The sequence below is a fragment of the Kitasatospora sp. NPDC056138 genome, assembly GCF_042264695.1.
GTDB lineage: Bacteria > Actinomycetota > Actinomycetes > Streptomycetales > Streptomycetaceae > Kitasatospora.
Window position 1 is genome coordinate 166,892 of sequence record NZ_JBHJVK010000008.1, and the last position, 18,590, is coordinate 185,481.

18 protein-coding genes are annotated in these 18,590 nt (G+C 74.5%); 12 read left to right on the top strand and 6 right to left on the bottom strand.

Going from position 1 to position 18,590, the window contains the following annotated elements; all coding sequences use genetic code 11:
- Positions 1–119 precede the first annotated feature (119 nt).
- Genes ACFC1R_RS08630 through ACFC1R_RS08640 form a run of 3 tightly spaced genes read left to right on the top strand, consistent with a single transcriptional unit; the run spans position 120 to position 3,346 of the window.
- Positions 120–770: a TetR/AcrR family transcriptional regulator gene (locus ACFC1R_RS08630; protein WP_375934829.1), complete on the top strand. Its 651-nt coding sequence runs from the start codon at positions 120–122 to the stop codon at positions 768–770.
- A 10-nt stretch (positions 771–780) separates the two neighbouring features.
- Entirely contained in the window at positions 781–2,409 is a 1,629-nt protein-coding gene (locus ACFC1R_RS08635; RefSeq protein WP_375934832.1) for an acyl-CoA dehydrogenase family protein, read from the top strand.
- Positions 2,402–3,346, top strand: a complete 945-nt coding sequence (locus ACFC1R_RS08640) for an amidohydrolase family protein (RefSeq protein ID WP_375934835.1) — start codon at positions 2,402–2,404, stop codon at positions 3,344–3,346. Before ACFC1R_RS08635 ends, ACFC1R_RS08640 begins: the two co-directional genes overlap by 8 nt.
- Positions 3,347–3,472: 126 nt before the next feature.
- On the opposite strand, the gene ACFC1R_RS08645 is transcribed toward ACFC1R_RS08640, so the two are convergent.
- Positions 3,473–3,955: a DUF2269 family protein gene (locus ACFC1R_RS08645; RefSeq protein ID WP_375934838.1), complete on the bottom strand. Its 483-nt coding sequence runs from the start codon at positions 3,953–3,955 to the stop codon at positions 3,473–3,475.
- On the opposite strand from ACFC1R_RS08645, the gene ACFC1R_RS08650 reads away from it, so the two are divergent.
- The 5 genes from ACFC1R_RS08650 (at position 3,954) to ACFC1R_RS08670 (ending at position 11,215) form a co-directional block, all read left to right on the top strand.
- Positions 3,954–4,457, top strand: coding sequence for a hypothetical protein (locus tag ACFC1R_RS08650; protein WP_375934841.1), 504 nt, complete (start codon positions 3,954–3,956; stop codon positions 4,455–4,457). The genes ACFC1R_RS08645 and ACFC1R_RS08650 overlap by 2 nt on opposite strands.
- Before the next feature lie 175 nt (positions 4,458–4,632).
- A complete protein-coding gene (locus ACFC1R_RS08655; protein WP_375934844.1) occupies positions 4,633–5,010 on the top strand; it encodes a CU044_2847 family protein in 378 nt (125 codons plus the stop codon).
- A 311-nt stretch (positions 5,011–5,321) separates the two neighbouring features.
- Positions 5,322–7,148, top strand: a complete 1,827-nt coding sequence (locus tag ACFC1R_RS08660) for a trypsin-like peptidase domain-containing protein (protein WP_375934847.1) — start codon at positions 5,322–5,324, stop codon at positions 7,146–7,148.
- A 19-nt stretch (positions 7,149–7,167) separates the two neighbouring features.
- Positions 7,168–8,187: an AAA family ATPase gene (locus ACFC1R_RS08665; protein ID WP_375934850.1), complete on the top strand. Its 1,020-nt coding sequence runs from the start codon at positions 7,168–7,170 to the stop codon at positions 8,185–8,187.
- Positions 8,177–11,215, top strand: a complete 3,039-nt coding sequence (locus ACFC1R_RS08670) for a TIR-like protein FxsC (RefSeq protein WP_375934853.1) — start codon at positions 8,177–8,179, stop codon at positions 11,213–11,215. Before ACFC1R_RS08665 ends, ACFC1R_RS08670 begins: the two co-directional genes overlap by 11 nt.
- A 102-nt stretch (positions 11,216–11,317) precedes the next feature.
- Here the strand turns inward: ACFC1R_RS08670 and ACFC1R_RS08675 are convergent, their stop codons facing one another.
- A complete protein-coding gene (locus ACFC1R_RS08675) occupies positions 11,318–12,211 on the bottom strand; it encodes a tryptophan 2,3-dioxygenase (RefSeq protein WP_375934856.1) in 894 nt (297 codons plus the stop codon).
- A 136-nt stretch (positions 12,212–12,347) separates the two neighbouring features.
- Here ACFC1R_RS08675 and ACFC1R_RS08680 point away from each other — a divergent pair, with 136 nt between their 5' ends.
- Positions 12,348–12,782, top strand: a complete 435-nt coding sequence (locus ACFC1R_RS08680; RefSeq protein ID WP_375934859.1) for an Lrp/AsnC family transcriptional regulator — start codon at positions 12,348–12,350, stop codon at positions 12,780–12,782.
- 7 nt (positions 12,783–12,789) lie between these two features.
- On the opposite strand, the gene ACFC1R_RS08685 is transcribed toward ACFC1R_RS08680, so the two are convergent.
- From ACFC1R_RS08685 to ACFC1R_RS08695, 3 genes are all read right to left on the bottom strand, one after another.
- A complete protein-coding gene (locus ACFC1R_RS08685; RefSeq protein ID WP_375934862.1) occupies positions 12,790–13,428 on the bottom strand; it encodes a MarC family protein in 639 nt (212 codons plus the stop codon).
- A 66-nt stretch (positions 13,429–13,494) separates the two neighbouring features.
- The gene (locus ACFC1R_RS08690) at positions 13,495–13,893 is read right to left on the bottom strand and encodes a RidA family protein (RefSeq protein ID WP_375934865.1); all 399 of its coding nucleotides are present in this window, start codon (positions 13,891–13,893) and stop codon (positions 13,495–13,497) included.
- Between the two features lie 70 nt (positions 13,894–13,963).
- Positions 13,964–14,986, bottom strand: a complete 1,023-nt coding sequence (locus ACFC1R_RS08695) for a sugar kinase (protein WP_375934868.1) — start codon at positions 14,984–14,986, stop codon at positions 13,964–13,966.
- Between the two features lie 315 nt (positions 14,987–15,301).
- Here ACFC1R_RS08695 and ACFC1R_RS08700 point away from each other — a divergent pair, with 315 nt between their 5' ends.
- Both ACFC1R_RS08700 and ACFC1R_RS08705 read left to right on the top strand, forming a co-directional pair.
- Positions 15,302–16,579, top strand: a complete 1,278-nt coding sequence (locus tag ACFC1R_RS08700; protein WP_375934871.1) for an alanine racemase — start codon at positions 15,302–15,304, stop codon at positions 16,577–16,579.
- A gap of 83 nt (positions 16,580–16,662) precedes the next feature.
- Positions 16,663–17,277, top strand: coding sequence for a bifunctional 4-hydroxy-2-oxoglutarate aldolase/2-dehydro-3-deoxy-phosphogluconate aldolase (locus ACFC1R_RS08705; protein WP_375934874.1), 615 nt, complete (start codon positions 16,663–16,665; stop codon positions 17,275–17,277).
- 92 nt (positions 17,278–17,369) lie between these two features.
- Here ACFC1R_RS08705 and ACFC1R_RS08710 read toward each other — a convergent pair whose 3' ends face one another.
- Positions 17,370–17,681 (bottom strand): barstar family protein, encoded by a 312-nt coding sequence (locus tag ACFC1R_RS08710; RefSeq protein ID WP_375934877.1) that lies wholly within the window; start codon positions 17,679–17,681, stop codon positions 17,370–17,372.
- 137 nt (positions 17,682–17,818) lie between these two features.
- Between ACFC1R_RS08710 and ACFC1R_RS08715 the strand changes: the two genes are divergently transcribed.
- Positions 17,819–18,382, top strand: a complete 564-nt coding sequence (locus ACFC1R_RS08715) for a DoxX family protein (RefSeq protein ID WP_375934880.1) — start codon at positions 17,819–17,821, stop codon at positions 18,380–18,382.
- Positions 18,383–18,590 lie beyond the last annotated feature (208 nt).

Below are 18,590 nucleotides of genomic sequence, written 5' to 3' on the forward strand. Positions count from 1 at the left end.
GTCCGGCTGTGCGCGTCCGCCCGTTCAGGCCCGGTCCGGCGCGGGTTCGCCGGAGCCGGGTCAGGCCGTTCCGGTCGAGCCCCTGGGCGAAGTTCTGAATCAGTGCTTCAATTCTTTGTGTGGCATATCGACGCACCCCCGCCGTCCAGGCCCGCCTCGACGCCCAGCGCGAGGCGGTCCTGCAGGCCGCCGTCGAGCTGCTCGCGGAGCGCGGGTACGGCGGCTGCTCGGTGGCGGCGGTGGCGAGCCGGGCCGGGATCGCCACCGGCAGCGTCTACCAGCACTTCGCGGGGAAGTCCGAGCTGGCCGTCGCGCTGTTCAGGACCGTGGTCGGCCGCGAGGTGGCGGCCGTCGGCGAGGCCGTCGCGGCGGCCGCCGCCCGAGGTGAAGGCCCGCACGGGCGGGTGGCGGCGGTGGTCGAGACCTTCGCCGCACGGGCCCTCAAGGCGCCCCGGCTCGCCTACGCCCTGCTCGTCGAGCCCGCCGACGCCGTGGTGGACGCCGAACGCCTGGTCTTCCGGCGGGCGTTCCGCGACCTGTTCGCCGAGCAGATCCGCGCGGCCGTCGCCACCGGCCGACTGCCCCGCCAGGACGCCGAGCTGACCGCCGCCGCCCTGGTCGGCGCGGTCGGCGAGGCCCTGGTCGGCCCGCTCGCCGCCGGATCGGGCCCGGACGACGTGATCCCCGCCCTGGTCTCCTTCGCCCTGCGCGCCCTGGGCGGCCGGGCGGGCGGGGAAGACCCCCTAGACCCTGCCCCTCGGATTCCCTAAGGAGAACGTGATGCCGTCGACGCACGAGGTCACCAACCAGGTGCCCGACCTGTACGGCCACGATGTCGCCGCCGACCCCACCCTGCTCGCCGCGCTCCGCCGGGCCGGCGCCGACTGGGCCGAGCCCGAGCTGCACCGGCTCGGCGAGCTCGCCGGGACCGAACAGGCCGCCGAGTGGGGCCGGCTGGCGAACGAGAACGAACCGGTGCTGCGCACCCACGACCGCTACGGCCACCGGATCGACGAGGTCGAGTTCCACTCGGCCTGGCACGAGCTGATGCGGGTCGCCGTCTCGCACGGTCTGCACGCCGCGCCCTGGCGCGACGGCCGGCCGGGCGCGCACACCGCACGGGCCGCCAAGTTCTACCTCTGGGGCCAGGTCGAGGCCGGGCACAGCTGCCCGATCTCGATGACCTACGCCGCCGTCCCCGCGCTCCGGGCCACGCCAGAACTGGCCGGACAGCTGGAGCCGTTGCTGGCCGCGACCGAGTACGACTTCGGGCTGCGGGTGCCGGGCGGCAAGCGCGGCCTGATCGCGGGCATGTCGATGACGGAGAAGCAGGGCGGCTCCGACGTCCGCTCCAACACCACCACGGCCGTGCCGAACCCGGACGGCACCTACCGGCTGACCGGGCACAAGTGGTTCACCTCGGCGCCGATGTCCGACCTCTTCCTGACCCTGGCCCAGGCGCCGGGCGGACTGAGCTGCTTCATGCTGCCGCGCGTCCTGCCGGACGGGAGCCGGAACCGGATCCTGCTGCAGCGCCTCAAGGACAAGCTGGGCAACCGCTCCAACGCCTCCGCCGAGATCGAGTACGACGGCGCGGTGGGCTGGCTGGTCGGCGAGGAGGGACGCGGGGTGCCCACCATCATCGAGATGGTCAACATGACCAGGCTCGACTGCACCCTCGGCGCGGCCTCCGGGATGCGGCTGGGCGCCGTGCGGGCGCTCCACCACGCCACCCACCGGCGGGCGTTCGGCAAGGCGCTGGTCGACCAGCCGCTGATGCGCAACGTGCTGGCCGACCTGGTGGTGGAGTCCGAGGCGGCCACCGCCGCCGCCCTGCGACTGGCCGCCGCCACCGACCTGACCCTCGCCGGTGACGAACAGGAGTCGCTGGTCAGGAGGCTGGGGCTGGCCGTGACCAAGTACTGGGTCTGCAAGCGTGGTCCGGGCCATGCGGCGGAGGCGCTGGAGTGCTTCGGCGGCAACGGGTACGTCGAGGAGTCGGGCATGCCCCGGCTCTACCGGGAGGCCCCGCTGGTCTCCATCTGGGAGGGCTCGGGCAACGTCGCCGCGCTCGACGTGCTGCGCGCGATGGCGCGGCGGCCCGCCACCGTGGAGGCGTTCCTCGGCGAGGTCGAGCTGGCGGCCGGCGCGGACCGCAGGCTGGACGCCACCGTCGGTGAACTGCGCAAGCAGCTGGGCGACCCGGACGAGATCGAGTACCGGACCAGGCGGCTGGTCGAGCTGATGGCGCTGGTCTTCCAGGGCTCGCTGCTCATCCGCCACGGCGACCCGGCGGTGGCCGAGGCGTTCTGCGCCTCCCGGCTCGGCGGGGACCACGGCGGCGCGTACGGCACCCTGCCCACCGGGCTGGACACCGAGGCGATCCTGTCCCGGGCCCGGCATGCGTGAGGCGGTCGAAGTCCGGCGGTTCTGGGCGGAGCTGGGGCTGCCGGGCCTGATCGACGTGCACACCCACTTCATGCCCGAGCGGGTGCTGGCCAAGGTCTGGGCCCACTTCGACCGGGTGGGGCCGCTCACCGGGCGCCCCTGGCCGATCGCCTACCGCGAGCAGGAGCAGCAACGGATAGACCGGCTCAGGGAGTTCGGGGTCCTGGCGTTCACCGCGATGCTGTACCCGCACAAGCCGCGGATGGCCGCCTGGCTCAACTCCTGGGCGGCGGACTTCGCCGCGCGCACGCCCGACTGCCTGCACACCGCGACGTTCTTCCCCGAGGCCGGTGCCGAGGAGTACGTCAGGACGGCGCTCGCCTCGGGGGCGCGGGTCTTCAAGGCGCACCTCCAGGTGGGCGGATACGACCCGGCCGACCCGCTGCTGGACGGCGTCTGGGGCCAACTCGCCGAGAGCGGAACGCCGGTGGTCACCCACTGCGGTTCGGGACCGGTGCCCGGCGCCCACACCGGCCCCGGGCCGATCGGTGCCGTCCTGGCGCGCCACCCCCGGCTGCGGCTGGTCGTGGCGCACATGGGGCTGCCCGAGTACGGGGAGTTCCTCGACCTGGCGGAGCGGTACGGCAACGTGCACCTGGACACCACGATGGCGTTCACCGGGTTCAGCGAGGAGACGGCACCCTTCCCGAAGGGCGAGCTGCCGAGGCTGGCCGGCCTCGGGGACCGCATCCTGCTCGGCACGGACTTCCCGAACATCCCGTACCCCTACGCGGAGGCCCTGCGGGCCCTGGCGGGGCTGGAGTTGGGGGAGGAGTGGCTGCGGGCGGTCTGCTACCGGAACGCGGCGGCGCTGTTCGGGATCCGGCCGGGCAGCGGCGGTCCGGCCGCCCCTGGGGGTGAGCGGCCGGCTCGGGTGGCCGCCTCGGGCAGTTCCTAGGCCCGGCAGTCGCCGGAGGGGGAAGCGGGGAACGGTGCGCCGTGCAGGCCACGGGCCGGGGGCGCGGTTCCCCGCGTCCCCGAGGGCGCGGTTCGGTGCGGCTGCCCGGCGAGTCGGTGCCGGGGGTCAGGCGCCGGTCGTCGAACCGGGACGGATGACCATCATGACGACGACCACGGCCCAGAGCAGGTTGAACACCCCGGCGGTCATCGGCAGCAGACGCAGGCCGCCGGTCGCCCGGGTGTGCTCCTCGCTGTCGGGCGCGGCGTCGAGCGCGTCGACGGTGTTCTGCTGGGCGGGCAGGACGAACAGCAGCAGCGCGCCGGCCGCCAGCACGGTCAGCACGATGGAGACGATCAGCCAGGTCTGGCCGATGATGCCCATCACCTGCGCCGTGCCGACACCCATCACCGGGACGGCGATCCCGAGCAGTGCGTAGACCTGGGTTATCCGGTGCAGCAGCTTCACCGAGGCGGCGGCCGAGACCTGGTCGGGGCCGGCGGCCAGGGCGGCCTTGGCGCGGGCCGGGAACATGCTCACGGCGACGGCCACCGGGCCGATGAACAGGACCGAGGCCAGGACGTGCAGGCTCAGCAGGAGCTTGGCCATGGGAGGAGACACCCTTCGCGGACGGTGGCCGGTCCCGGTCGGACGGACTGCGGGCGGACCGGCGGGGTCCGGTCTGCGGAGCCCCCGGCACGCTAACACCAGCAGGTCCGGGCTCCGGCGGGCGGGGTGTCCGCCCGCACCGGGCGGCCGGGCCCGGGCCGGTGGCCGGACCCTCTCCGTCCCGGGCGTCAACGGACGCGTCCACCTGGCCGGAAGCCTGCTCCAGGAGGGCGCGGGCGGCTACGGGATCCACAGCTGCCCGTTCACCAGGGACCTGCCGGAGTGCGGCTCCACGGGGCCGACCGGTCCGACCGGTCCGACCGGACCTACGGGGCCGACCGGGGCCGGTGGAGGCGCGCACCACCACCGTCACGAGGGTCACCACGGCCTTCCGTGGGCCGGTGCCGAGCTCGCCGTTCCGGTCGGCCTGGTCGCCGGCGGGCTGCTCACCGCCGGCGGCGTGGTCCACGGGTGGTCCCGCCGCAAGGGGCGGCGCAGCTGACCGGACGGCACGGGCTCCGCAGCTCGGGCGGAGCTCCCACGGCCACCCGATAACCCGATGAATCGGTCACCCGCTCGGGGGGATCCGTCGGGAATCGGTGCGCGGTGAACCGCGCTGTGCGACGATCGCGTGAGACTTCGTCGGACGACCTGAAGTGACTGCTGAGGGGGAAGTCTTGCCCGAGTACGCGGAGTTCGTGACGGTCGGCGGTGCGGTGGTGCGGGTCGAAGGCGCCGAGACGGAGGGCGTCGGGGCCGAGGACCCGTACGGAATGCAGCCGGTTGGCCGTGGTTCGGCGGTCGTCGCCGCCGGGGTGGAGCGTGCGTCGGCGACCTTCGAGCAGGCCCTGGCGGGTGTCCGGGTCGCTGCCGAGTCGGCGCTCGCGGCGTTCCGTGACGGGAGCCTGAAACCGGACGCGGTGGAGATCGCGTTCGGGGTCAAACTCTCGGCGGAGGCGGGGGCGTTGATCGCCAGGACTGCCACCGACGCCCATCTGACCGTCAAACTGGTCTGGGCACCCGAGAGAATCCCGGCCGGTCACGACGAATCCTGATGGCGGGCTCGCGGACCCGGGACGAGCCCATGTGTGACGAGACGGGCTGCCGCCTGCCGGACCGGGGGACACCGGGCCCGCCGGACTCGGCGGGCGACGACGGCCCTGCGGCCGGAGGACCGGTCTCCGGCGTTCCCGCGTCCCGAGGACACACGTGCGGTCACTGCGACTGCGGAGAGTCGGCACGCGCCGAAGCCCGGTACACCGAACGCCGGTACGCCGAACCGCACCCCGCCGGACCACCGCCGGACGAGCCGCCGTACGGCGTGCCGCTCCGGCGCGAACCGGGCGCCGACCCGGCGCGGTGGGACGTGAGCTGGCTCGCCCGGATCACCACCGGGGGCCCGTTCGCCACCACCGGCGCGGGGGTGCTGATCTCCGAGCGCCGGGTGCTCACCTGCGCGCACGTGGTGCAGGGGTGCACCCGTGCCACCGTCCACCTGGCCGCCCGGCCCGACCATTCGCCGATCGGCGCCACCGTCGCCGTGCGCGGCCCGTGGGTGGAGCGCTCGGGCGGTACGGGCGATGTGGCGGTGCTGGAGCTGGATGCGGCGCTGCCGTCGTACACGGCCGTCCCGGCCCGGTTCGCGCCGCTGCACGGCTGGAACGGCCTGCACGCACCGCAGTTGGCCGCCTACGGGTTCCCGGAGGGGCACGACGGCGGGCTGAGCAGCGAGGTCCGGCTGACCAGGGGGGCCCTGCGGATCGGCGGTGAGCTGGTCCAGCTGGAGCACGAGGGCACGGGGATGCCGCTGGCACCGGGCTTCAGCGGTGGCCCGGTGGTGGTCGCCGCCACCGGGGAGGTGGTCGGCATCGTGACGGCGGCGCAGGACACCCTCTGGCGCGGCGCGGAGGACCGGGTGCGGCGGCCGGCCGGTGTCCCGGCTGTCAGGCTCGGCCAGATGCTGCCGGGGGAGGCGATCGCGCGATACGCACCCGAGCTGGCCGACCGGCTGCCCGGTGCGGCCGTACCGCCCTCCGCAGTACGGGAGTTGAGGCTGCTGCTGACGGGGTCGGAGGTGACGGCCGATCCGCTGGAGCTGTACCGGGCGGCGGCCGGCCGGCTCGGCTGCCCGGATCCGCCGACCCGGCCGCGCGACGTCTGGGAGGCGGGCTGGTACCTGCTCTCGGAGGTTCCGCAGCCGGTGGGCCGTCCGCACCCGGTGCTGGACTTCGCCGAGCTGGTGGCCGAGTCGACCGGGGACGGGCGGCTGCGGGCCGGGCTGGCCCGCTGGCGTGCGGCCAACGCCCCCCACCCCGCCGCACGGCGGCATCCGGAGCCCGTCCGCACCCCGCGCCGGGAGCGCTGGCGTCCGATCCTGGTGGACATCCAGCCCAGCGGCGCCGGCACCAGGATGTTCCATGTGGCGATCTCCTCGATCCGGGACGGTGTGCTCGGCGAGCCGCACTCGCGGACCATGCTCGGCTCGATGCTGCCGGGCTTCGTCCGTGAGCGCATCGAGGAGGAGATCGGCCGACTGGAGCCGGACGGAGCGGAGTTGATCATCTTTGCGCTGCCCCGGAAGTGGATCACCCAGCCCGTGCACAGCTGGGCCAGGCGCAAGGACTTCGGCCCGCTCGGCGCCGACCACGCCGTGGTGGTGGTGGACCAGCTGCGCCGGGGCAACGCGGCCGACCGGCGCCACCTGGAGATGAAGTGGGCCCGGCTGCGCGAGGACCGCAGCGCCGCGGTCTACCCGATCCCGTGCACCGCGGTCCCGGACAGCAAGCGGCTCTACCAGCGGCTGCGCCCGGTGGCGCGCGCCGACCTGCCGGTTCTGCCGGGCCCGCCGAAGGGCAACCCGTTCGAGCCGCTGCTCGCGGCGGCGCTCAAGGCCGGTGCGCCCGCCGTGCTCTGGACCCAACACGCCTGCACCACCGACCACGCCCAGGCCGAGACCTGCCGGAACACGCGTTTCCTTGCCAGACTTGCAGCTGAGCTGGCCGATCTCCAGCCCGACGATCTGCCGCGCCGGGTGCGGGAGTTGCGTCACCAGGCGGAGGAGGGCGAGGACCCGGGCGGGCACTGGTCGGCCGGGCTCGTACTGCTCTGGGAGGACCCGCAGGTCGTGCCGAGCCCGCACCGGCCCTACGGGGTCGCCCCGACCGCCCAACCGTCCCGCCGCCCGGCGGACTAGCAGGAGAGGGTCCGCAGCCATGCCGCTCAAGCCGATCTACCGGGGCGTCGAGGAGCCCCACGACGCGCTCGCCGAACTGCCTCCGCCGCCGCCCTGGCGCGCCTTCGACGGCGGCCCGCCGCTGGACGGCCCGACCGGGCAGCCGGAGCGGACCAACGGGCCGGGAGCCACCACCGCGGGCCACCGGGCGGGCACCTTCCGGCCCACCCCCGAGACCGTCGAACTCGTCAACGCCGCCCTCTACCTCCGCCGCCCGCTGCTGGTCACCGGACCGCCCGGCAGCGGCAAGTCCAGCCTCCCGTACGCCGTCGCCCGCGAGCTCGGCCTCGGCCCGGTGCTGCGCTGGAACGTCACCAGCCGCTCGACCCTGCGCGACGGCCTCTACCAGTACGACCCGCTCTCCCGGCTCTACGCCGCCAACCAGGCCGGCCCGCTGACCCCCGGCGCCGGACTCGACGAGCACCTGCGCCTCGGCCCGCTCGGCACCGCCCTGCTCCCGTACCGGCGGCCCAGGGTGCTGCTCATCGACGAGATCGACAAGGGCGACCTCGACCTGCCCAACGACCTGCTGCACGTCCTGGAGGAGGGCCAGTACGAGATCGACGAACTCGTCCGCGCCGCACCGCAGCAGCCCGAGGCCAGGGTGCTCACCGCCGAGGGGAGCGGCCGGGCGCCGATCGCGGGCGGCCGGGTGCGCTGCCGGGCCTTCCCGTTCACCGTGCTGACCAGCAACGCCGAACGCGAGTTCCCGGCGGCCTTCCTGCGCCGCTGCGTCGTCCTGGAACTGCGCCGCCCCGAGGGCGCCGAGCTGGAGGAGATCGTCAAGGCCCACCTGCCCGAGGCGGACGCCCGGCTGGTCGGCGAGATCGTCGAGGTCTTCCTGGGCCGCCGGGAGGACGGCGAACTCGCCACCGACCAACTGCTCAACGCCATCTACCTGACCTCCCGCCCCGAACTCGCCGAGGCCGCCGACCGGGCCGCCCTCGCCGCCCAGGTGATGCCGTACCTCAGCAGAGGCCAGGACGACGATGTCTTCTGACCGACCGCCGGGCCCGGCGGCGCCCGCCCCCGGACCGCTCGACCAACTCGCCGCCCTGCTGGCGGAGCTGGGCCTGGCCGACCCCGGGCCGGTGGAACTCGCCGAGCTGCTCTGGCTGGCCGCCCGCAGCGGCGAGGGCGGCGCGGAGCAGGAGCCGGGCCACGGCAGCGCCGGCCACGGCACCCGTCGGCCCGACCGCCGCCCCGCCGATCCGAACCGGACCGCCGGCCGCAGCGCCGGCACCGCCGCCGGCGAGGGCCAGAGCGTCCGGACGGCCCTCCACCTGGCCTCCGGCGACCCGGAGGACACGGTGGCCGCCGTCGCGGCGATCCCCACCCCGAGCGTCCCGATGCTGGCCCGGCCGCTCACCCTGCAGCGCGCGCTGCGCCCGCTCAAACGCCGGGTCCCCGACCCCCGGCACGTCCGGCTGGACGAGACCGCGACCGCCGAGCGCCTGGCCGAGGGGGTCACCGCGAACCGGACGGCCGGACCGCCGGCCGGTACGGGCCACCCGTACCGGCCGGGGCCGGTGCCCTGGCTGCCGGTACTGCGGCCCTGCACGGAACGCTGGCTCGACCTGCACCTGATATTCGACTGCGGACCCACCATGGCGCTCTGGCGTCCGCTGCTCCAGGAGCTGCACACACTGCTGGTGCAGACCGGGGCGTTCCGCCAGGTCGTGCAGGACTGCCTCGACCCGAGCGGCCGGCCGGCGAACCGTCCGACGGCGGACGCCCGGACGGTCGTCCTGGTGCTCAGCGACTGCATGGGCCCGCAGTGGCGGCCAGGCGCGGCCGGCAGCCGCTGGTACCGGACCCTGCACCGGCTCGCCCGGCGCTCCCCGGTGGCCGTGGTGCAGCCGCTGCCCGAACGGCTCTGGCCACTGGCCGCGCTGCCGCCCGAGGTCGGCCTGCTCTCCGCGCCGGAAGCCGGGGTGCCCAACTCGGCGTACCGCTTCGCGCCGTTCGGCGAGGTGCTGCCGGGACGCGGTGAACTGCCCGTCCCCGTACTGGAACCGGGAGCCGGGTGGATCGCCAACTGGGCCCGGCTGGTGGGCAGTCCGACCGGCGGTCAGGTGGTCGGCTCGGCGCTGCTGGTCGGCGCCGCCCCGGTGGACCGGGCCGCGGACGCCGAGCCGCTGCCCGAACCGCACGAGCTCGGTCCGGAGGAACTGGTCCTGCGTTTCCGCTCGGTGGCCTCCCGGGAGGCGTTCACGCTGGCCGGACTCACCGCCCTCACCACCCCGGCCCTGCCCGTGATGCGGCTGCTGCAGCGCGCCAGCTTCACCCGGCCGCAGCCCCAGCACCTCGCGGAGGTGGTGGTCAGCGGACTGCTGAAGGAGCGCGAGGGCCGCCGTGACCACTTCGAATTCCGCTCGGGGGTGAGGGAGCTGCTGCTGCACACGCTGCCGCGCTCGACCACCCACCAGGCCGTCGGGCTGCTCGCCAGGGTCGGCGAGCAGATCGCCGACCGGGCCGGCCGGGTCCCGGGCGAGTTCGCCGCCCTGGCGGCCACCGACACCGGGGGAGCGGTGGTCCCGGTCGAACGGCGGGCCTTCGCCCTGATCAGCCCCGCCGCACTGCGCCTGCTGGACGGGCCGCCCGCGCCCGTGCTCCAGCAGATACCGCAGCCGGACCGCCAGCCGGTACCGGTCCCGCAGGCCCCGCCCGGCCTGCCCGATCCGGAGCGCTCCCGCGCCGTCCTGCTGCTCACCACCTCCCGCGCCTCGGTGATCGAACCACTGACCGACCACGACTTCCGCGCCTACGGCGACCTCAACAACCTGGCCGCCGCACTCTCCAGCCGTGCCCTGGTCGGCCTGGCCGCGGAGCACGTCTGGGTCGGCCTGGACGACCCGGCCGGGTTCCAGCGCGCCCTGCGGGCCGCCGTCACCGAGGCGGAGGATGCGCTGGTGGTCTACGTCGGCGGCGCGGTGGCCCACCCGGCCGCAGAGGGGCTGACGCTCGGCTCCCCGGTGCGGGAGCCGGCCCTGGACTGGGCGGGCGTGCTGGGGACGCTGTCCGCCGCCCGGGCCCGCAACCGTCTGCTGGTGTTCGACGGCTGGCAGGACGAGCCGGGGCCGCCGGCCGAGGGCAACGAGACCGACTCCGGGATCCACACGGTGATCAGCGTCCGACCCCGGACCGGGCCCTCCTTCGCTGCCGGCCTCAACCAGATCCTCCGGGAGGGGGAGCCCGGCGGCGCGGCGGAGTTGGAGCTCGCCGGGATCCTGGAGAAGGCGCTGGGGCACGACCCCGACGACCCGTCCTGGTCCCTGGCGTTCTCCCGGAACGCCCAGCGGCCCTTCCTGTTCTCCCGGAACCCGGCCGTCACCGGTGTGCCGCCCTCGCCGCGCTCCTCCCAGGGCATGCAGACCTCCCGCCGGCCGAACGTCCCCTCGCACTCGCGCACCTACCGCCAGGAACCGGTGCAGGAGCCGCAGGGCTCCGCGCAGCCGTACTTCTTCCTGAGCTACCCGGTGACGGCCCGCCCGCAGCCGCTGGTGGACCAGCTGTTCGCCGATCTGACCGAGGAGGTGTTGCAGCTGACCGCCCTGCCAGGCGCGGTTCCCGCGGGCTTCATGGACCGGCTGGATCCCGCCGATCCGGGGGCGGCGCAGCGGGTGTCCGAGGCGCTGGCCGGCTGCCGGGTGCTGGTCCCGCTGTACTCGCGGCGGTACTTCAGGTCCGAGCGGTGCGGGCGCGAGTGGACCGCCTTCGAACGGCGGGGACGGCTGACGGGCTGGTCCAGCGGGATCGTCCCGGTGCTCTGGTCGCCGGTGCCGCTGTCCGAACTCCCGCCGGTGGCAGCCAGGTTGCAGTACGTGGAGAGCGGCCTCGGCTCGTCCTACACGGAGGAGGGGCTGTACGGACTGGCGAGCCTGCGCAAGTACCGCCAGCAGTACGAGATGGCGGTGCACCGGATCGCCTGGCGGATCGTGGACGTCGCCGAACGCATCGGGGTCCCACCCGGCCGGCCCCTGCAACTCGACTCCCTGGCCAACGCGTTCGCCCCGGAGAGCGATTGAGGAGAGCGATGGAGGAGGGCGATCGGGGAGGGAGGGAAGCCGGGCTAGGGGCCCGCTGCCGAGCTGCCCGGTCCGCCGTGCCCCGGGCGGACCGGGCGCGGGTCAGAGCTGGTTGCGCACGCTCCACAGCTCGGGGAACACGTCCTGGTCGGCCGACTGCTTCAGCCAGGTCAGCCCGCTGGAGCCGCCGGTGCCGGGCTTGGCGCCCATCGAGCGCTTGACCGCCGACAGGTGCCGCTGCCGCCAGCGGGTCACCCGCTCCGCGGTGTCGAGCAGCGCCTCGCCCAGTCGTGCCAGCTCCGCGTGGCCGGGCTCGGTGTACACCTGCCGCCAGGCGTCCTCGACCTGTGCGGTGGGCCGGTAGCGGGCACTGCCCGGTTCGTGCGCCACGGCCAGCCCGCGCCGGGCCAGCAGGGCCAGCACGTCGTCGTACAGGCCGGGGGCGTTCAGCGCGGCGGTGAGTTCGGCGTGTACGGCGGGGGCGGTCTCGTACATCTTCAGCAGCGACTCGCTCTTGTTGCCGAGCAGGAACTCCAGCCGCAGGAAGGCCGAGGACTGGAAGCCGGACGCCTCGCCGAGCACCGGCCGGAAGGCGCCGAACTCCTGCGGGGTCATGGTCGCCAGCAGGTCCCAGGAGGAGGTCAGCACGTCCTGGACGTGGGTGCCGCGCCGCAGCGCGGCGAGCGCGGCGGTCACGTCGTCCTCGCGCAGGGCGTGCTGGGCGGTGGTCCACTCGTGCCGCAGCAGGTCGAAGAGCAGTTCCATCACCTGGGTGGCGATGATGAACGACAGCTCGGCGTCCACCTTGCTGCGCGGGTGCTGGAGGCTGTGCAGGGTCTCCAGCCGGGCGTACTGGGCGTAGGGGGTGCCGTGGCCGGGCTCCTCGTCCGAGCCGAAGGAGAGCTTCGGGGTGGTGATGCCGTTCTGGACCATGCCGTTTCCTCCTGGACGCGCGGGGTCGCCGCGGTCACCGCCGAGCCACTGGCTGCTGATCACTCGCGACACTATTGTGCGGCGGCCCGGGCGGCGCATTGAATGGGCAGTGGACACCGGATCGGCGAAACCGGTTTACGTTCGGAACCCGTTCAGCCGATTCGGCTTTGTGGAACGAAACCCTCACCCCGGAGCTGCCATGGACGCCGTCGACCGCCTCCTGCTCGCCGAGTTGCAGGGCGACGCCCGGCTCTCGTTCAACGAGCTGTCCCGCCGGGTCAAGCTCTCCCCGCCCGCCGTCGCCGAGCGGGTCCGGCGGCTGGAGGCGGAGGGGGTGATCAGCGGCTACCACGCGCACATCGACCTGGCCGGCGCCGGGCTGGCCGTCACCGCACTGGTGCAGATCCAGTGCTACGGCCGGCGCTGCGTGCTGCGCGACCCCGAGGTCGCCCGCTGGCCGGAGGTGCTCCAGCTGCACCGGGTCACCGGCGGGGCGTGCTGCGTGCTGCTGGTGGCGGCCCGGAACATGGCCGGCTTCGAGCAGCTGATCGACCGTCTGGCGGCCTACGGTCAGCCGTCCAGCTCGATGATCCTCTCCAGCCCGGTCCCCTGGCGTCCGGTGGAGCTGCCGTGACGGACGGTCAGTGACCGTCGGGGGCGGCGAAGTGCACGCCCAGGCTGGCCAGGCCGTTCAGGAAGAGCTCCACGCCGACCGCCGCCAGCAGCAGCCCGAGCAGCCGGGAGAGCACTTCGAGCGTGGTCTGGTGGGTGAGCCGCAGCACCTCAGAGAGCAGCAGGACGCAGACGCAGTTGATCGCCACCACCGCCAGGAAGGCGCCGGCGATGGTGGAGTGCCAGCTCCAGGTGTCCTTCTCCAGCGCCCCGACCAGCACGGCGGTGATCGCCAGCGGGCTGGCCACGTACGGCAGCAGAAGCTCGCGCACGCCGTCGGCGAGCGGGTTGGCCAGCCGGCCCTCCTCGGCCTCGCTCGTGCCCACGTGGATGCCGAGCACCAGGGCGAGGGCGTAGATGAAGAAGATCAGGCCCCCGGCCAGCTGCAGCGACTGGTCGCTGATGTGGAAGAAGGTGGTGAGGAAGTCCGCCGTGTACGCCATCGTCACGCCGACCACGGCGGCCAGCACCGTGCTCACCAGTGCCAGACGGCGCAGTTCGGCAGCGCTGCGTTCGCGGGCCAGGTGGGCGAAGGCCAGCAGCACCTTGGGCGGCCCGACCACGGCGAGCAGGGTGACGAACGCGCTGCTCAGATTGAAAGCGGACATGATCCAAGCATGCGTCAGCCCGGGGCGCGGCGGCCGCCCGCCGCGCCCCGGGCAACCGACGGCCGGTCAGCCGATGACGGCCTGCGCGTCGATCTCGACCAGCATGGACTCGTGCGGCAGCTCGACGAAGACGGTGGTGCGGCAGGGCTTCACGCCGTCCCGGACGTGCTCCTCGATGAACTCGCCGTAGACCTCGTTCATCGGCGCGAAGTCCTCCCGCCTGGTCAGGTAGACGCGGAACATCACCACGTCCTCGACCGTCGCACCGCCGGCCTCCAGCACCGCCAGCACGTTCGCCAGAGTGCGCCGGGTCTGCGCCCGCACATCGCCGGGGTGGAGGTACTCGGAGGTCTCCGGGTCCTGCGGGCCCTGGCCGGAGACCTGGAGGATCGGGCCCTTGCGCACCCCCTGGGAGAACACCCAGGCGGGGGCGGGGGCGCCGTCGGTGCGGACTTCGGTCTTCAAGGGTGCTCCTTCGCGGTCGGTCGGCCTGCGGCGGGCCCGCGGTCCGCCAGGAGGGCGGCCGTGGGGCTGCTCAGCGGGCGGGCGCCGGGTGGAAGCCCGCGTGGTCCACGGTGGTCGCGGCCCAGTCGGCCTCGTCCGACGCGAGCAGCTGATCGATCAGGGCAGCGGGCGGCACCGGCCCGAGGTCGCCGCGGACGGTGAGGGCGGCGGCGGCCGCGAGATGGCCCAGCCGCAGCCGTCGGCCCTCCGGCAGGTTCTTCAGCGTCCCCGCCAGGTACCCGGCGGCGAAGGCGTCGCCGGCACCGGTGGGCTCCACCACGTCCACCCGCAGGGCGAGTTCGGTGACGGTGGAGCCGTCCGGGGCGATCGAGGTGGAGCGGCGCGCGTCGTCCTTCAGCACCAGGACGGACGGGCGGGGGAGCAGCTTGCGCAGTGCCGCCGGGTCGTCGGTGCCGAGCACCTCGCGGGCCTCGTCGGTGCCGAGCAGCACCACGTCGGAGGCGTTCATCAGGAAGCGCAGCGCCTGCCGGTCACGCCCGGCCCAGAGCGAGGGGCGCCAGTTGAGGTCGAAGCTGACCGGCCGGTCCGGGATCGCCAGCAGGGTGCGGACCAGCCGGTGGCAGCTGTCGGAGAGCGCGGGCGTGATGCCGGTGAGGTGGATCAGCGGTGCGGCGGCCAGCAGGGGCGCGGCGGCCGGGTCGGCGAGCAGTTCGGGGCCCATCGCGGCGGCGGCCGAGCCGCGGCGGTAGTAGTGCAGTCGGCTGTGGCCCGCGCCGAGGTCGTGGGGGTGCCCCTGGCCGGAGCCGGTCTCCTTGACGTAGAGGCCGGTGGGGCGGGTCTCGTCGTAGCCGACCGCCGAGGTGTCCACGCCGTGCTCGGCGATCTGCCGGACCAGGTGGCGTCCGAAGCCGTCCGCGCCGACCCGGCTGATCCAGGCGGACGGGATGCCGAGTGCGGCCAGTGTGCACGCGACGTTGGACTCCGCGCCGCCGAAGCTGCGGCCGAAGTGCTCCGCCTGCTCCAGCGGCCCCGGGTGGACCGGGGCGAGCACGGCCATCGACTCGCCGAGGCAGACGGCGGCGGGAGGTGTCACCTGGGTGCTCCTGGGAGTGTGCGTTGACCTTCGGTCCAGGGCTGAGGTTAGATCAGGGAGGCACGATGTGCAACGAGCGTTGCACATCGTGCAACGATGCGGGTGAGGGCCCTGCGTACGCCGTGGCTCCGTACGAGCCGTGGACCGACCGCGTGAGCCCCGCGGACCGGCACGGTCGCGTACCGGTACGACGACGGGCCGGTGGGGCCGCACACTCGTACTGCCGCACACTCGTACAACACAGATTCGTACAGCCGCGGACTCGTACGAGCCGCGGACCCGCGTGAGCGGAACCGGACGACAGGAGGGTGGCCCATGGTGCAGGCCCCGCAGATCATGGACCGTGCCCGGGTGGCGGAGCTCGCCGAGGAGCGGCTGGACTGGCGGTTCAAGGCCGCTCCCGCCGAAGCCTGGGGAGCGACCGTCGCGGAGTACCTGGCCACCCGTCCCACCCTGGACGACCTCGCCACCCCCCTGGTCACCCTCGACGCGGGCGCTCTCGACCACAACCTCGCCACCATGGCCGCCTGGTGCGCCAAGGCCGGAGTCGGCCTCGCCCCGCACGGCAAGACCACCATGGCCCCCGCCCTGTGGCAGCGGCAGCTCGACGCCGGAGCCACCGCGATCACCCTCGCCAACCTGCCCCAGGTCAACGTGGCGCGCGCCTTCGGCCTGCGCCGGATCCACCTCGCCAACACCCTGCTGGACCCCGCCGGGCTGCGCCGGCTGTCCGCCGAACTCGCGGCCGACCCCGAGTTCCGCTTCACCTCCTGGGTGGACTCGGTCCGGTCGGTCGAGCTGATGGACGCCGCCCTGCGGGGCGCCCCCGCCCCGGTGGACGTCTGCGTCGAACTCGGCACCCCCGGCGCCCGTACCGGCTGCCGTACGCTCGCCGAGGCCCAGGCCGTCGCCCGCGCCGTGCACGCCGCCCCCGGACTGCGGCTGACCGGAGTCAGCGGCTACGAGGGCGCCATCGCCCACGACGCCACCGCCGACTCCCTGGCCGCGGTGGCCCGCTGGGTCACCGACCTGGCCGAGCTGCACCGGCTGCTGGACGCCGAAGGACTCTACGACCAGGCCGACGAGGTCTGGATCACGGCGGGCGGCAGCGCCTACTTCGACACCGTCACCGAACTGCTCGCCCCGCTCGCCGGCCCGCGCACCCGGGTGGTGCTGCGCTCCGGTGCCTACCTCGCCCACGACGACGGCTTCTACCGGGGGATCTCCCCGCTCGCCCGCTCGCACGCGGACCGTCCCTTCCGCTCCGCCCTGCACGCCTGGACCCGGGCCGTCTCCAGCCCCGAGCCCGGTCTCGCGCTGCTCGACGGCGGCAAGCGCGACCTCTCCTACGACGACGGTCTGCCCGAGCCCCAACTCGTCCGCGGCCGGGGACGGTTGACCGGCGGACGGATCACCGCGCTCAACGACCAGCACGCCTTCCTACGGGACACCGACGTCCGGGTGGGCGACATCGTCCGGCTCGGCCTCTCCCACCCCTGCACCGTCTTCGACAAGTGGACGCTGATCCCGGTCGTCGACGACGCCGACGCCGAACTCCCGCGCGTGGTCGACCTGGTGCGGACCTTCTTCTGACCCCGGGCCCCTCCCCACCGGGCTGCACCGCACGGCACCGAGCTGCACCTGACCGGACCCGCCCGTTCCCGACGGAGGACCCGATGACCCTGGACACCCTCGCCGCCGACCGGGTGATCGCCGTGGTGCGCGCCCCGGTGATCCCCGACGCTGCCGCGCTCTGCTCCGCCCTCACCGAAGGCGGCATCCGCTGGGTCGAGTTCACCTTCACCACGCCCGACGTCACCACCCACCTGCGGCGGGCCGTCGCGGCCGGCACCGGCTGCCGGATCGGCGTCGGCACCGTCCTCACCGCGGGACAGGCCGAGGCGGCCGTGGCGGCCGGGGCGCAGTACCTGGTCACGCCGGGGGTACGGGGTGCGGTCGCGGCCGCCCCCGTGCCCGTCGTCCTCGGCGCGCTCACACCGAGCGAGGTCGCCGAGGCCGTCGACCTCGGGGCCGCCGCCGTGAAGATCTTCCCGGCCCGCGCCTTCGGCCCCGCCTACTTCAGGGACCTCCGGGGCCCGTACCCCGACGTACCGCTGGTCGCCTCGGGCGGGGTCACCGCGGACAACGCCGCCGGCTTCCTGGCCGCCGGCGCGCTCGCCGTCTGCGCGGGCAGCGAGGTGGTCCCGCCCGCCGTGGTGGCCGCCGGTGACTGGGCCGAAGTCACCCGCCGAGCCCGTGGGTTCACGGCTGCGGTGGCGGCCCTGGGCTGACCGGCGGTGCGCGGGCACGGCCCGGACCCGCCCGTCCGGCCACGGCTCCTCGCCTCCCGGCGCGCCGCCGTGCCCCGTGCCGCCAGGGGCCGCTACCGCAGCAGGACGGTGACCCCGCCGTCGCGCAGGACGTCCACGATGGCGTCGAAGTAGCTCTGCTCCCGGCCGTCCGGCGCCGGGAGCCGCCGGGTCAGGTGGCGGCGGGCGGGTGCGGAGTCCTGCCACACCAGGGTGAACGGCGGCTCCGGGCCGAAGCCCCCGCGCAGGCAGTCGGCCAGGGCGTCCAGATTGCTGCCGTAGTAGCCGTCCGGTGCCCGGACCGCCCGGCCCAGGGCGGCGTAGAACGACGGCTCGTCGGTCACGGCCCTGCCGTCCAGGTGGTACTCGGGCTGGCGTTCTGACACGGGGCCGTCCTCGCGTTCGGGGTCTCTCAGCCGATCGTGTCCGGGTTCGCCCGGATGGCGTTCCCGGGTCGATCCGGGCCCGCCCTTCGGCTGGTATGGGAGTCGTACCGTCCACCGGCACGATCCGAGGGCCCATCATGACCTGTCTCAGCCGTAAGGACCTAGGGCTGTTCGCCCTGCGCGCCGCCGTCGGAGGGGTACTCATCGCCCACGGCACCCAGAAGCTGTTCGGCTGGTTCGGCGGCGGCGGGCTGGAGGGGACGGCCAAGGCCATGGAGCACATGGGCTTCGAACCGGGCCGCCGCAGCGCACTCGCGGCGGGCCTCGGCGAGGCGGGCGGCGGCGCCCTGCTGGTCGCCGGACTGGCCACCCCGGCCGCCGGGTCGATCGTCGCGGGCACCATGGCCGGAGCCATCTCGGTGCACGCCCCGGGCGGGTTCTTCAGCACGGCGGGCGGCTACGAGTACCCTGCCCTGCTCGGCGCCTGCGGCCTCGCCCTCGGCCTCTCCGGCGCGGGCCGCTACTCCCTGGACCACGCCACCGGCCACGCCCTCGACCGGGCCTCGATCGGGCTGCTCGCCTTCGCCGCCAGTTCGCTCGGCGCCGCCTCGGTGCTGGCACGCCGCCAGGACGTGATCCGCCGCCGCGAGGCCCGCGCCGCCGACGAGGCCGCCCAGCTGGAGGGCACCGGCCTCTCCTGACCACCCCGCCCCCGTCCTGCACAGCCACCCCTCGACTGCCCCGGGTCGCTGCCCCGGGTCGCTGCCCCGGGCCGCTGCCCCGGGCCTTGAACGCGGCCGGTCCTGCGAGTTCGGGGGGGGTGCCCCTATGTGTTTGGTCAAGGGGGTGGGTCAGGATGGCGGTATGACTACCTGGTTCCGCACCTATGACGAGGGCGAAGACCTGTGG